Genomic DNA, 13689 nt, shown 5'->3' on the forward strand with positions numbered 1-13689 from the left:
TTTCTATGGGATTTGGGGGACGACAAAACCTTTGTCGCCAAGGTCACGGGCTACGCGGGTTGCGCCAGACGCAAGCGCCGCCAGCATTTCATTGCGGCCGTCCGTGTCGATCACCGCATGCGGGTAAACGATGCACAGGCTGACGGCCTCGTCCGTCGCCGGATCGCGCAAGGCGATCGCAATGGCGTCGACACCGGGCGTGGCCTCCTGTTCAGAATAGGCAAATCCGTGGCTGCGGACCTCGCCGAGCTTTGCTATGAGCGCGTCCAGGTCCGGATCATCGCGGTACATCTCGCAGATCTCTTCATCGCCGAGCCGCGCCAGCAGCGAGCGTCCGGTGGCCGAACTCTTGGCCTGCAGCCGGCGGCCAACGGCACCGACAACCCGCAGCACGTTGCTGCCGGAGAAATCAGCTACCCCCGTCACCTCTTGGCCCTCGCGCAGGGAGATATAACCGGTGTGGCCAAAGGTGCGCGACACTTCAGCAACCACGTCGCTGGCCCGCCCGATCAGGCTGGAGGATTGGCGGAATGCGGCGGCGAGATCGAGCATCAGCTTGCCGGGGCGGTGCCTTCGGGTGCCGCCAACGGTTTCCAGCATCCCGGCATCGCGCATCGACTTCAGCAAGCGGGACGCATTTGCTTTCGGCATGTCCAGCCGCTCGGACACCTCGGTGACGGTAACATCAGCGCATCCCGAGCCGAAAAGCCGCAAAACACTAGACGCGTTCTGGAGAATGGTCATTCCTCAGCCTTGTTCCATTTAACGCAACTCTAATTCCATTTTCTGCAACTTCTTCACTGGAGGTGATTCTGTCAACAAAAAACGCCTGAAGGGCAGTATGGGACTCGTTCAAGGACAAGGGCGTGGGTGTTGGCGTGGTAACTTCAAAGACGGCTTTGTCAGGTTGTTGACGCCGCACCGGCGGGGTAGTTCTCTGTCATGCTGAACATCAAAGATTTGCCCCGGATCAAGGGCTTCAGGTTTCCGCGGAGTGTGATTGGTTACGCCGTTTGGGCCTACCATCGGTTCGCTCTGAGCCTGCGCGACGTTGAGGATCTGTTGGCGGAACGCGGTGTCTCAGTTTCGTACGAGACGATCCGTGACTGGGTGAACCGGTTCGGGCATCAGTTTGCCGCAAAGATCCGCCGGGACCGTTCAGCGCCGGCGGATAAATGGCATCTCGATGAAGTCGTGATCCGGATCAAAGGCCGGAGCCACTGGCTTTGGCGGGCCGTAGACGCCAAGGGCGATGTGCTCGAAATCCTGATCCAGTCGCGACGCAACAAGGCCGCAGCCCTCCGTTTTTTGCGGAAACTCATGAAACGGTGGGGCCAGCCCCGTGTCCTGGTGACGGACAAACTGCGATCCTACGGTGCAGCCAAGGCACAGATCGCACCGGAATCGAGCATCGCCAGCACAAGGGCTTGAACAACCGAAGCGAGGCCTCCCACCGGCATACCCGAAGACGCGAGAAGATCATGGGCCGGTTCAAATCCCCGCGCCAGGCGCAGCAGTTCCTTTCTGCGCACGATCAGGCCGCCAGTCTGTTCCGCCCGAAGCGCCACCGTCTATTGCGCGTCAATCTGAGTGAGACGCCAGCGACAATCAGGATGATAACGTCACCGATGCCGCGACATAGAATCTCATCCAGTTTGTCGCGCAGCAACCGTCTGTCCGCAGAATCTTACCGCCACGCAAGGTACGACGCGTTCTCGCTGTGGATCGGCTATTCCGCCGAATTGACCGCTTGATCTTCGCCGTCACCAATAAACTCAGCCTGACATCAGCAACCTGATAAAGCCGCATGAGGATGTGCCGATAGACGACCGCGACCGTTTGAGCGTCAACGGGCGAAAGTGCGGCCGGGACCACTGGAGGCATTGAAAATGCCGATATTAGCTAATATATACATTTTAGCTAATGCCGACTTGGAGGATGGTATGAAAGAGTTTTCTTCAACGGACCTTGCGAACAAGACTGGTGATGTGCTTGCAGCCGCAGCGCAATCCCCGGTGTCAATTGCGAGGCACGGAAAACCGCGTTTTGTAGTTCTGAGCGCGGAGGTATTCGACCTGCTGAAACGTGAGAAGTCCACCCGTCGCGCCGTTCACGTATCGGATCTGGATGATGAAGGAGCAAGTTCACTTGTTGCAGCGTTGACCGAAAGCATCGAAAGTGACTGATCCGGACAGATCCCCCCAATTAGGGGATGTATGGCAATACCCTTACCTTTGGAGCCGGGAAGACCGGCGCGGTGAGACAGAGGGTCGAAAGCCTCGTCCATCGGTTGTTACCTTGCTGTTGAAGACCGGTTCAGGAGGCACGAGAGTGCTTTTTTTGCCCATTACCTCGCAGCCGCCAGGCGGAAATCGTTATGCAGTCGAAATTCCCGAAATGGAGAAACGGCGGGCGGGTTTGGACGCAGACATATCCCTCTGGATCATTGCCGATGAGTATAACGAAGATCTGTGCGGGGAATCCTACTATATCGAGCCCAACGGAAAAATCGGCAGCTTCAGTAAGTCATTCGTAAAGCAAGTCCAGGGCGTCATGATCCAGGCCATCCAAGCACAACGCTCAAGGAAAGTGAGCAGATCTTAAGCGTGCCCGTCGTCAGAGATTTTGGGCCATCAGGCGGCTTGACCGCTGACTGGCTAGGAAAGGAGTAGGGGACTATGAAATACCTAGTTGTAGCATCTTTCCTTTTCTCAATATCTCCGGCGGTTGCTGCGCCGGTCCAGAGTAGCAACATATTCATGATCGACGGAGATACCGCCGACATCGAGGGCGAGCGCTTCAGGCTAGTCGGGTACGATACACCAGAGACCTACAAACCCAAGTGCGGCTACGAGAAGGCGCTAGGCGCTGAGGCAACACAGCGTGTCCGTCAGCTGGTCCGGGAGGCTGGGCTTGTCGACCTGGTTATTCTCCCCGGCCGTGACAAGTACGATAGAGGCTTGGCGCGTCTCTATGTCCACGGCAGCGACATTGGCGAGATCCTGATTTCCGAAGGGCTGGCGCGTCCCTATGGGGGGAGGGCGCAGATCAAGCTGGTGCCGTTGAGTAGTCACTAGGTCAAAAACATCTCGCTCGTTCCCTTTGGTTGGGATATCCGCCGTCCAGTCGATTGAACACAACAAGGAAAAATTTATGTCGTGTCCGCAAATCGTGTTGGGGGTGAGATAACAATTCACGCCACACACTTCGGTTGCGGAGAAATCAGCCAATATCTATGCATGACATGATGGCGAAAGCAGCTATGGCTGAATCTGGTGTTTGGGCGGTTTGAAAGCTGGCGGTGCATCTGGTTGGTTTGATGTCGCCAAACAAACCACCAACCATCGAGGACGCACCACCATGAATGACGCTACCATCATCGAATTTGCCGGTCGAGACACCGTGTCGGACCCGCTGACGGATCTTCTGCGCAAGGGCGCGCGGGAGCTTCTGCAAACGGCGGTCGAGGCGGAGCTGGACGCTTTTCCTGGCCGAATTTGCGAAACACCGCACCCCGGAGGGCCGGGCCGCGGTTGTTCGGAACGGACACCACCCCGAACGCGCCGTGCAGACCGGGATCGGCCCGGTCACGGTGCAGATCCCGAAGGTGCGCTCGAAGACGGGCGCGCCTGTGGCGTTCCGCTCGGCGCTGGTCCCGCCTACGTCCGCAAGGCGAAGTCGATCGAGGCGGCGCTGCCCTGGCTGTACCTCAAGGGCATCTCTACGGGCGAGATGGGCGCAGCACTCAAGGCGCTCCTGGGCCCGGACGCGACCGGCTTCTCGGCCAAGACAGTGGCGCGGCTGAAGGCGCAATGGGCGGAGGAGTACGACGCCTGGCGCAAGGCCGATCTTGGCCGTGATGAATGGGTCTATGTCTGGGCCGACGGGATCTACAGCGGCTTGCGCGGCACAGATGACCGGCTCTGCGCCCTGGTCGTGATCGGCGTCAATGCGCGCGGCGAGAAGCATTTCCTGGCCATCGAGGACGGCGTGCGGGAAAGCACCCAAAGCTGGCGCGAGGTCCTGCTGGGGCTCAAAAAGCCGCGGCCTCAACGCTCCGAAACTGGCGGTCGGCGACGGGGCCATGGGATTTTGGGCGGCTCTTGAGGAAGTCTATCCCTCCACCCGGCAACAGCGCTGCTGGGTGCATAAGACGGGCAACGTTCTGAACTATCTGCCAAAGCGCAGTCAGCCCAAGGCAAAGAAGGCGCTGCACGACATCTGGCAGGCCGAGACCCGTGAAGATGCCCGCAAGGAGTTTGACTTGTTCGTCGGCACCTACGAAGCGAAATACCCCAAGGCGGTCGAATGCCTGGTCAAGGACCGCGACGAACTGCTGACCTTCTACGACTTCCCCGCCCAGCACTGGCAGAGCATCAGGACGTCAAATCCCATCGAGAGCGCGTTCGCCACCATCCGCCACCGCACGAAACGCACCAAGGGATGCCTGAGCCGGGACGGGATGCTCCACATGATGTTCAAGCTCGGCCAATGCGCTGAGAAAAGCTGGCGCAAGCTGCGCGGCTTCGCTCATCTCGCAGACGTCATCGAAGGCGTCGATTTCATCAACGGCATCAAGCCATCAACACAAGATCAGGCCGCCGCTTGATGACCGCCCAAACACCAGATTTGACAATAGCTCTGGCGAAAGTCGTAAGCACTGCAAGCTTGCAGAACGCAAACTGTATCACTATGTTATAGAGAGGCGAAGTTGAGAGCATTCAAGGGCAAGGTGTTTTCCCGATGGGCCAAGAAGGAGAGCATTGACGATAAAGATCTCTGCACAGCGGCCAAGGAGGCCTTTGCCGGAAAGGTTGATGGTGATCTCGGGAGTCATCTGTTCAAGAAGCGCGTGGCAAGGAAAGGTGGCGGAAAATCAGGGGGGATATCGCACCATTCTTGGTTTCAGAAAGACAAACTCCGATCGGATTTTCTTCCTTTATGGATATCCCAAGAACGCCCGGTCGAACATCAACTCGAAGGAACACAAGGCCTTGGCGATGCTTGCCGCGGATTTGATTAAGACAACTGACGAACAAGTCGAAGCCCTGAAGGCCAAAGGAACGATCGCAGAACTGGAGTGTAAGAAATGAGCGACATTCTCGATATCGCACACGACATGGCGAAAGATCTGCATGAGGTCGGCGCCATGGACGACATCACCATGCGGGTGATGGATGAGCTGTGCTTGCCTGAACCACGGACCTTTGCTGCGAAGGACATCAAGGCCATCCGCAAGAAAACCCGGATGAGTCAGGCCGTTTTTGCTGCTTTTCTCAACGTTGGCAGCAACACAATCGCCCAGTGGGAGCAAGGAAACCGCTCTCCGAGCGGGCCTTCCGTGCGCCTTTTGGATGTGATCGACCGAAAGGGCATCGAGGCTATCACCTGACCTCTCACGCCCACCGAAATGCTTCCAATGGCGAAATGAGCGACTGACGGGCGATAAACCAATCCACATACCCTGGCAGATACTTGGACGCCGGCCCTTTGAATTGCCGGATAAAATCCTCGTATCTCGAATGGAGAGAGTTGATGTTCTGGATGTGGTGCGAGGCCGTCGCCCGCGCCTTGCCCTTGGCGCCACCAACCACGAAATGCTCCAATCCCTTCACCTGGGCAAAATGGCCATACGCACGCAATGCGTCGCTGCACAGGACCGCATCGGCCGGGATCACAGGATCCAGAGCCTTCTGGATCGTCGCATTGGCTCGGTCGGCGATCCGCTGGGCCCTCTTGGCCCCGCCACGATCGACCACCGTCAGGATCGGCAACTGCCATTGGCTGAGGCCCCTCTGCATCTTCACGCCCAGCTTGTTGTATTCATACCAGCGAAGGCGCGGAGGCTTCGGGCTGTTGAGCGGGTCTCGCTTGTATCTCACCCACTCGCGGGAACCCTTCCGGGATTCCTTCTGGTAGGTCTCATCTACTTCGACGATGCCGGAAAATTGATCGTCGGATGAATCACTTAGCCCCTGCATGATGATCAGACGCCAGCGCCAGATTGTGTGCTTATCGAGGCCCAGGCGATTGGCCAATTGCCGAATGGAAGAAGGTGCGCGAATGCCCAGCATGTCCCGGATCACTTCGAGAAAAAGATCCGGCCGATGGAAGTGCCTGATCTTGGAAGTCGTCCTACCACAGAAGGTCTTCTGACACCCCAAACAGCGGTATCGTTGAACCTTGGTTCGAGTCCGTCCCCATTTCTGGCGACGGTCGTCGCCGCAATGCGGGCACTTGTGTTCTTGTTCTGTTCGTGATTCAATCTCAGACAGGGCTTCGGTTTTTCTCCGAACATCCCTAATCTTTGTTCTGGCGTCCTCGATCTGCGCCGGGTTCAAGTCATGAAACCGCTCGAGGAATTGCCGAAAGTCGTGTGCCTGCACGATCCGCTCCGCTGTTTTTTTAGGAGCTATATTGGCCAATTGTGAAAATCCGAAGGCTACACGGAAATTTTCCCAACACGATTTGCGGACACGGCAAAAATTTATGGATCTGAAAGCGATGTCTTCCACGGAGCTAAGGCAGCTCGAAACCGATGTGCAAGCCGCCATCCAGGTTCGGGAGAAGGAGGACCTGAAGGCAGCTTTTCGGGCGGCGGAAACTGCAGTTGCTGAGTTTGGGTTCACGCTTGAAGAGGTTTGGTCCAAGATTGGAAACCGACCCAAACCTAAGTCACCGCCCAAGTATCGGAACCCTGAGAACCCAAGCCAATCCTGGACGGGCAGGGGGCGCAAACCCCAATGGATTGTCGAAGCTATAAGAAACGGGCGCGACATTTCCGAATTAGAAGTGTGAGCTACTCCCCGATCGTTGGACAGGATCTGGCGTAATTTAAGCTACTCTCTGCCGCTGCTGACCAGGTTGGGTTTCGTCTTTTCTCAGCCAATAGACCATGGCAGGAGGCTTGCCGCCAAGGGCGGAATGTGGGCGTTTTCGATTATAGAACTCGATCCATCTGCCGACGCCTGCCTTCGCCTCTGATCCAGTCTCCCAAGCGTGCAAGTAGACGCACTCGTATTTCAGGCTGCGCCAGAGCCGTTCGACAAAGATATTGTCGAGGAACCGGCCTTTGCCATCCATCGAGATGCGCACACCGGATCGCCGCAGCCTGTCCGTCCAGGCGAAGGACGTGAACTGGCTGCCCTGATCTGTATTCATGATCTCGGGCGGGCCGAACTTGTGGATGGCCTCGTTCAGCGCCTCGACACAGAAGTCCGCTTCCAGCGTGTTCGAGATGCGCCAGGCCAGCACCTTGCGGGTGTGCCAGTCAATGATCGCCACCAGATACAGGAACCCCTTGCGCATTGGCAGATAGGTGATGTCTGCCGCCCAGACCTGGTTCGGGCGCCCCACCCGCAGACCACGCAGCAGATAGGGGTAGGTCTTGTGTCCCTTCGCTGCCTTGCTGGTGTTGGGCTTCTGGTAGATCGGCATGAGCCCCATCACCCTCATTAGCCGCCTGATCCGCTTTTCGTTCACCAAATGACCCTCATTGCGCAGATGCCAAGTCATCTGCCGCACACCGAAGAACGGCGTTTCCAGGAACTGTTCGTCGATCCGACGCATCAGCATCAGGTTCAGAGCCGTCTCGCCTTTGGGTTGATAATAGAACGACGACCGCGGGATCGACAGCAGCTTGCACTGCTTGCCAATGGGCAGATTGGCATTGGCAGGCTCGATCATTTTCCGCCTCACTTGCCGATCCACGGTTTGAGCTTTCGTGACAAAAGATCCTATGAGGGCGGAACGCTCTGTTTGGGTAGCTTGGCCGCATCTACTTTTGCGGGAGACCAATTCATGGACCATGACCATACTATCGAACCGAAGACATTTGTCGCGATTGAACTGAGCAAGCGCAGCTGGGTTATCGGTGTCGCCAAGCCTGATCGAGACAAGCCTTCCATTTATCGCCTGACTGGTGGCGATGCGTCGGGTTTGCTCGCCCGACTACGACGAACTTCAAGCGCCGAGAATATGGTCCTCTGTTTCGAGGCTGGCCATGACGGGTTCTGGTTGGCGCGGTTTCTACAGGCAAAAGGTTATGATGTCCGGATCCTTGATCCGGCAAGTCTGCAGGTCAATCGCCGGGCCAGGCGGGTCAAGACGGATCGCATTGACGCTTTGGCGATGCTTCGCGCATTGGCCGCTGTTTACCGGGGGGAAAGACACGTCTGTGCGCAGGTTCGTGTCTTGACCGTCGAGGAAGAGGACGCCCGGCGGTCGCATCGCGAGCGCGATAGGCTCATTCACGAGAGAACGGCCCACGTGAACCGTATCAAGGGTCTCCTGTTTGCCCAAGGCATTCGGGATGTGGAGCCACGATTGCGCCGGACGCGCATAGATTTCAATGAATTCAGAACGGCGGAAGGGCACCCGTTACCACCGCGGCTACGTGCCGAACTTGAAAGAGAATACGCGCGACTGGTCATGGTCGAGGACCAACTGCGTCTGGTGGAGAAAGAGCGAGACACAGCTGACTCGCAGTCGCCTGCCGTCGAGCAGAAACGGCTCGATCTCTGTCGGCTGCAAGGTATTGGCGGAGCGGCCTCTGCTATTCTTGCTCGAGAGATTTTTGCCCGATCATTCTCGTCGCGGCGGCACCTCGCATCGTATCTGGGCCTGACGCCGAGCGCCTATGACAGCGGCACCGTGACCAAGTGCCAAGGCATCTCCAAGGCGGGTAATTCCTGGGCGCGACGCATTCTGATCGAGATCGCATGGCTGTGGCTGAAGTATCAGCCGCAAACGACCTTGGCGCGCTGGTACACTCAGCGGACGCAGGGCCAGGGAGCGCGTATCCGCAGGATCATGCTGATCGCTTTGGCGCGTAAATTGGCCATCGCCTTGTGGCGGTACGTGGAAACCGGCGTCTTGCCGGAGGGCACAAGACTGTCGGCCAAGGCAACCTAACGAACTCCAGAGCTTCAGGTCTCCGGCCAGAGACCTGAGGGCGGGATGACGGGCGTCGTGTCAACGATTGGCGCTACTGTTGAGCGCCGGCAAAAAAGTGTGAACCCGTCCCCGATCCGTTCGTGTGAATGCAAGATTGTGGTCAGCCGTCATGGAGCTACCGGATATAAGTTGATGCGGGCGACCCCGCATGATCTTCACACAGCAATCGATCCGCCCGGTGCCGAGACATGGAAACGCTGCGAAACATCGCAGCGACAGGTAACTGTGCGCCTGTTGACAAACATCTCCTCATATAAATCGTTGGCAACGGCCAGCTCCCCAATCTTAGCGTGCAGCTCTTTGACCTGCTCTTCGTCAATCTCCGGGGTTTTCTTGCCGCCACGCTCGAACACGCCGGACGCGCCCTCCAGGAGCGCCCGCTTCCAGCTGTGGATCATCGTCGGATGAACGCCAAATTGGCTTGCCAGCTCTGCAACAGTCCGCTCGCCCTTCAAAGCCTCAAGCGCGACCTTGGCCTTGAACTCAGGCGAATGGTTCTTCCGTTTCGACATCTCTGATCTCCTCTGCGTCGAAGATCAACAGACAGCAATTCGTAGCTTACGTCAGTGTCCGAAATTCAGGGGGTAGCTCAGAGGACTATCCGATAGTTGGCGGCAAAGCTTCTGATCTCTTCCCGTGGCCAGCGGTCAAAGACAACGCCAATGTCTTTGGAGCCCGGGCGGTCGCAATTCCTGGCCAAGTTGCCGGTATGGCTCAAGCGCATAAAAATTTTGGTACGCGCCCGTGGGCCGAATTGCTTGGCCCTGCGATTGAAGAAGCGAGAGCCGGCTTGGTGGTGGACTGGTATTGCCAGTTGGTTTTGGCGAGTGCAGCTAAAGACTTGGCCGGTTACCCTGCGTCGAAAAAAGATGTTTCTGGACCGGGATGGGTACCCCTTGGCGTCGGCTTGGACCGCTTTGGGTCAAAATCGCTGCGACCAATCCGCCCTAGCCATCAGCCTGGAAAGGATCGCACGGGAGGGCGCAGGCGCGTTCTATGCGGGGCCAATGGCTGAAGCGATGGTCGATGACCTGCAGGCCGCAGGCGGGCGCCATACCTCCGATGACTTTTCAAATTACTTCGCAAAGACCGTCCCGGCATCGGAGATCCGGTACCGTAACCACCGGGTCTTTAGCACTCCCGAAATGTCGGCGGGGCCGACTTTGGAACGAGTATTTGATTTGCTGTCCAATTGGCAACCCGAGGGCCAGAAACCAGATGCGGGTGCTTATGCCGCTTACAACCGCACCATTCGCCAGGCCAATGCTGAACGGTTTGAGAGCATGGGCGATATCGAACATGAGCCTTCGCCTAGTTGCACAACCCATTTCAATGTTGTGGATTCCGAAGGGACCATGGTCGCGGTGACCCAGACATTGTTGTCGATTTTTGGCTCGCGCATGGTACTGCCGGAAACCGGCATTCTGATGAACAACGGTATTATGTGGTTTGATCCGGAACCTGGAAAGCCGAATTCACTGGGTGCGGGCAAGCGCTGTCTGGCCAACATGTGCCCAACCCTGCTGCAGCGTGAAGACGGTGCGCAATTTGCATTGGGTGCCGCAGGGGGCAGAAAGATCATGCCCTCTGTCGCACAGTTGGCCTCTCTCTTGCTGGACTACGGCTTTGACGCCGAAACAGCCATCCATCAGCCGCGGATTGACGTCAGCCTAGCAGACGTGACCATTGCCGATGATAGTTTTTCTAAAGAAATCCAAGCCGGATTGGAGAAAGAAATTTCTCCGATCACTTATGCTCCTCGCACGACTTACCCGTTCAATTTTGCCTGTCCCTCGATTGTTTCCAGAGAAGGTTCCGTCAACGCGGCCGTGACAGAGGTCATGTCTCCTTGGGCGGAAGCCGTCTCTGCAGATGATCAACTGACATGAATGCATTCGTCACTGAGTGGGCGTGGGCTTGGCTCTTATGATGCGCTAAAACCATTTTGTTTGGCTTCGTCTACCGAGTTGGTTCTTGCTCTCCAAGCGTGAGGATTGGGTGTTGTGCCGGCCGCTGCTTCAACGCTACGGCGCAAAGCCTCCTTCCGTAACTGCAAGCTATTCAAGCGAATGGGCCGTTCTCTGCCGTTGAGGACGGCCCTAAGTCAGGTATTCAGATTGACCTTGGATGCACGGTGGCAAAGCGTCCAGCTATGCGGGGGAAGGAAACACTATGCAGCCGGTTAAAGGAATTGCACTGAAGCTGTGTTCGGCAGCTATGGCTGAATCTGGTGTTTGGGCGGTTTGAAAGCTGGCGGTGCATCTGGTTGGTTTGATGTCGCCAAACAAACCACCAACCATCGAGGACGCACCACCATGAATGACGCTACCATCATCGAATTTGCCGGTCGAGACACCGTGTCGGACCCGCTGACGGATCTTCTGCGCAAGGGCGCGCGGGAGCTTCTGCAAACGGCGGTCGAGGCGGAGCTGGACGCTTTCCTGGCCGAATTTGCGAAACACCGCACCCCGGAGGGCCGGGCCGCGGTTGTTCGGAACGGACACCACCCCGAACGCGCCGTGCAGACCGGGATCGGCCCGGTCACGGTGCAGATCCCGAAGGTGCGCTCGAAGACGGGCGCGCCTGTGGCGTTCCGCTCGGCGCTGGTCCCGCCTTACGTCCGCAAGGCGAAGTCGATCGAGGCGGCGCTGCCCTTGGCTGTACCTCAAGGGCATCTCTACGGGCGAGATGGGCGCAGCACTCAAGGCGCTCCTGGGCCCGGACGCGACCGGCTTCTCGGCCAAGACAGTGGCGCGGCTGAAGGCGCAATGGGCGGAGGAGTACGACGCCTGGCGCAAGGCCGATCTTGGCCGTGATGAATGGGTCTATGTCTGGGCCGACGGGATCTACAGCGGCTTGCGCGGCACAGATGACCGGCTCTGCGCCCTGGTCGTGATCGGCGTCAATGCGCGCGGCGAGAAGCATTTCCTGGCCATCGAGGACGGCGTGCGGGAAAGCACCCAAAGCTGGCGCGAGGTCCTGCTGGGGCTCAAAAGCCGCGGCCTCAACGCTCCGAAACTGGCGGTCGGCGACGGGGCCATGGGATTTTGGGCGGCTCTTGAGGAAGTCTATCCCTCCACCCGGCAACAGCGCTGCTGGGTGCATAAGACGGGCAACGTTCTGAACTATCTGCCAAAGCGCAGTCAGCCCAAGGCAAAGAAGGCGCTGCACGACATCTGGCAGGCCGAGACCCGTGAAGATGCCCGCAAGGAGTTTGACTTGTTCGTCGGCACCTACGAAGCGAAATACCCCAAGGCGGTCGAATGCCTGGTCAAGGACCGCGACGAACTGCTGACCTTCTACGACTTCCCCCGCCCAGCACTGGCAGAGCATCAGGACGTCAAATCCCATCGAGAGCGCGTTCGCCACCATCCGCCACCGCACGAAACGCACCAAGGGATGCCTGAGCCGGGACGGGATGCTCCACATGATGTTCAAGCTCGGCCAATGCGCTGAGAAAAGCTGGCGCAAGCTGCGCGGCTTCGCTCATCTCGCAGACGTCATCGAAGGCGTCGATTTCATCAACGGCATCAAGCCATCAACACAAGATCAGGCCGCCGCTTGATGACCGCCCAAACACCAGATTTGACAATAGCTCTGTGTTCGGTGCTGTTGTTCATAGTCATGTCATCGCTGATCAAGGCTGCAGCACCACATGTTCCGCCTGGACAGGCAGTATTTTTCCGCTCTCTGTTTGCTATTCCAGTGATCTTTACATGGCTGGCACTGCGGGGTGATCTTTCCACGGGGCTTAAGGTTCAATCGAGGCTGTCACATTTCTGGCGTGGTTTCGTTGGGACCGGCGCGATGGGGCTGGGGTTCGCTGGACTCGGCTTTCTGCCACTGCCAGAAGTGACTGCAATCGGATATGCAGCACCGCTATTGGTCGTAATTTTCGCAGCGATGTTCTTAGGCGAGCCGGTCGGTGTCTTTCGTTTGACAACGGTCGGATTGGGTTTGGCGGGTGTTTTGGTGATTCTCGCTCCACGGCTCACGTTTCTGACAGGCGAGACCGTCCAGACAACAGAAGCTGTGGGTGCCATTCTGGTGCTGATGGGAGCGGTCTGCGCCGCATTGGCCCAAATTTATGTGCGCAAACTGGTGCAAACAGAACAGACTTCGGCCATCGTGTTCTACTTTTCTCTAACCTCGACGGGATTGTCCTTGCTGACCTTGCCCTTCGGCTGGGTGGTCCCGGATGAGCGGGAGATTGCTCTGTTGGTTGCTGCAGGACTTCTCGGGGGGACGGGGCAGATTTTCCTGACCTCCGCCTATCGTTTTGCCGGGGCATCCGTCGTAGCTCCCTTCGATTATGCCTCGATATTGTTCGCGCTGCTCATTGGGTATTTCGTTTTTTCCGAGGTGCCAACGAGCCAGATGCTGATGGGGTCCACTATCGTGATTGCCGCAGGGGTATTGATCATTTTGCGGGAAAGCCGGTTGGGCCTGAAACGCTCAAAAGCCCGCTCGGGCATGACACCACAAGGGTAAGATTTTAGGGATTGCATTTTGAGTCGAACGGCTAGCTATCCGAACACTGTGGTATCCGCTAGGACCTGCCGCACGGCTGGCGGGTGTTTTGGGCGTGCGTTTACCTGCTCAGGGCGGTCTCGGTTCGCGGATCGAGCAGTGTCCCAACGGTTGGTGTAACTCCCGCCGGTAGCGCGGGCTGAGCGGAGCCTTTGGGTAGCGAAGCGAGGCCCGCGCGGGCCGCTTGGCGGCCACGGTTGTTCT

The 13689-nt window shown here is 57.7% G+C and carries 12 protein-coding genes and 5 pseudogenes; 13 read left to right on the plus strand and 4 right to left on the minus strand.

Going from position 1 to position 13689, the window contains the following annotated elements:
• Positions 1-3 precede the first annotated feature (3 nt).
• Positions 4-744 (minus strand): IclR family transcriptional regulator, encoded by a 741-nt coding sequence (locus OKQ63_RS22745; RefSeq protein ID WP_264214358.1) that lies wholly within the window; start codon positions 742-744, stop codon positions 4-6.
• 198 nt (positions 745-942) lie between these two features.
• Here OKQ63_RS22745 and OKQ63_RS22750 point away from each other — a divergent pair.
• The 7 genes and pseudogenes from OKQ63_RS22750 to OKQ63_RS22780 form a co-directional block, all read left to right on the plus strand.
• Positions 943-1493: pseudogene (locus OKQ63_RS22750) on the plus strand (IS6 family transposase); the annotation flags it as partial.
• A gap of 450 nt (positions 1494-1943) precedes the next feature.
• Positions 1944-2186, plus strand: coding sequence for a type II toxin-antitoxin system prevent-host-death family antitoxin (locus OKQ63_RS22755; protein ID WP_222506811.1), 243 nt, complete (start codon positions 1944-1946; stop codon positions 2184-2186).
• Between the two features lie 145 nt (positions 2187-2331).
• The gene (locus tag OKQ63_RS22760; RefSeq protein ID WP_222506812.1) at positions 2332-2604 is read left to right on the plus strand and encodes a hypothetical protein; all 273 of its coding nucleotides are present in this window, start codon (positions 2332-2334) and stop codon (positions 2602-2604) included.
• A 74-nt stretch (positions 2605-2678) separates the two neighbouring features.
• Positions 2679-3077, plus strand: a complete 399-nt coding sequence (locus OKQ63_RS22765) for a thermonuclease family protein (RefSeq protein ID WP_264214359.1) — start codon at positions 2679-2681, stop codon at positions 3075-3077.
• A gap of 283 nt (positions 3078-3360) precedes the next feature.
• Positions 3361-4609 (plus strand): annotated as a pseudogene (locus tag OKQ63_RS22770) (IS256 family transposase).
• Between the two features lie 123 nt (positions 4610-4732).
• Positions 4733-5093: pseudogene (locus tag OKQ63_RS22775) on the plus strand (type II toxin-antitoxin system RelE/ParE family toxin).
• A complete protein-coding gene (locus OKQ63_RS22780; protein ID WP_167200446.1) occupies positions 5090-5392 on the plus strand; it encodes a helix-turn-helix domain-containing protein in 303 nt (100 codons plus the stop codon). The pseudogene OKQ63_RS22775 and the gene OKQ63_RS22780 overlap by 4 nt, the downstream one beginning before the upstream one ends.
• A 4-nt stretch (positions 5393-5396) precedes the next feature.
• On the opposite strand, the gene OKQ63_RS22785 is transcribed toward OKQ63_RS22780, so the two are convergent.
• Positions 5397-6386 carry an IS1595 family transposase gene (locus OKQ63_RS22785; RefSeq protein WP_264214361.1) on the minus strand — a complete coding sequence of 330 codons (990 nt, stop codon included), beginning with the start codon at positions 6384-6386 and terminating at the stop codon, positions 5397-5399.
• 103 nt (positions 6387-6489) lie between these two features.
• Here OKQ63_RS22785 and OKQ63_RS22790 point away from each other — a divergent pair, with 103 nt between their 5' ends.
• Positions 6490-6798, plus strand: coding sequence for an H-NS histone family protein (locus tag OKQ63_RS22790; protein ID WP_264214362.1), 309 nt, complete (start codon positions 6490-6492; stop codon positions 6796-6798).
• Between the two features lie 36 nt (positions 6799-6834).
• On the opposite strand, the pseudogene OKQ63_RS22795 reads toward OKQ63_RS22790, so the two are convergent.
• Positions 6835-7713: pseudogene (locus OKQ63_RS22795) on the minus strand (IS3 family transposase); the annotation flags it as partial.
• An 87-nt stretch (positions 7714-7800) separates the two neighbouring features.
• On the opposite strand from OKQ63_RS22795, the gene OKQ63_RS22800 reads away from it, so the two are divergent.
• Positions 7801-8913 carry an IS110 family RNA-guided transposase gene (locus OKQ63_RS22800; RefSeq protein ID WP_264214363.1) on the plus strand — a complete coding sequence of 371 codons (1113 nt, stop codon included), beginning with the start codon at positions 7801-7803 and terminating at the stop codon, positions 8911-8913.
• Positions 8914-9110: 197 nt separating this feature from the next.
• Here OKQ63_RS22800 and OKQ63_RS22805 read toward each other — a convergent pair whose 3' ends face one another.
• The gene (locus OKQ63_RS22805; RefSeq protein ID WP_434086076.1) at positions 9111-9467 is read right to left on the minus strand and encodes a transposase; all 357 of its coding nucleotides are present in this window, start codon (positions 9465-9467) and stop codon (positions 9111-9113) included.
• 176 nt (positions 9468-9643) lie between these two features.
• On the opposite strand from OKQ63_RS22805, the gene OKQ63_RS22810 reads away from it, so the two are divergent.
• From OKQ63_RS22810 to OKQ63_RS22825, 4 genes and pseudogenes are all read left to right on the plus strand, one after another.
• Positions 9644-9970 (plus strand): gamma-glutamyltransferase, encoded by a 327-nt coding sequence (locus OKQ63_RS22810; RefSeq protein ID WP_491546754.1) that lies wholly within the window; start codon positions 9644-9646, stop codon positions 9968-9970.
• Positions 9873-10844, plus strand: a complete 972-nt coding sequence (locus tag OKQ63_RS22815; protein ID WP_264214415.1) for a gamma-glutamyltransferase family protein — start codon at positions 9873-9875, stop codon at positions 10842-10844. The genes OKQ63_RS22810 and OKQ63_RS22815 overlap by 98 nt, the downstream gene beginning before the upstream one ends.
• A gap of 426 nt (positions 10845-11270) precedes the next feature.
• A pseudogene (locus OKQ63_RS22820) lies at positions 11271-12520 on the plus strand (IS256 family transposase).
• Entirely contained in the window at positions 12520-13446 is a 927-nt protein-coding gene (locus tag OKQ63_RS22825) for a DMT family transporter (protein WP_264214365.1), read from the plus strand. The pseudogene OKQ63_RS22820 and the gene OKQ63_RS22825 overlap by 1 nt, the downstream one beginning before the upstream one ends.
• Positions 13447-13689 lie beyond the last annotated feature (243 nt).

Origin of the sequence: Leisingera thetidis (genome assembly GCF_025857195.1) — a bacterium.
Lineage (GTDB): Bacteria > Pseudomonadota > Alphaproteobacteria > Rhodobacterales > Rhodobacteraceae > Leisingera > Leisingera thetidis.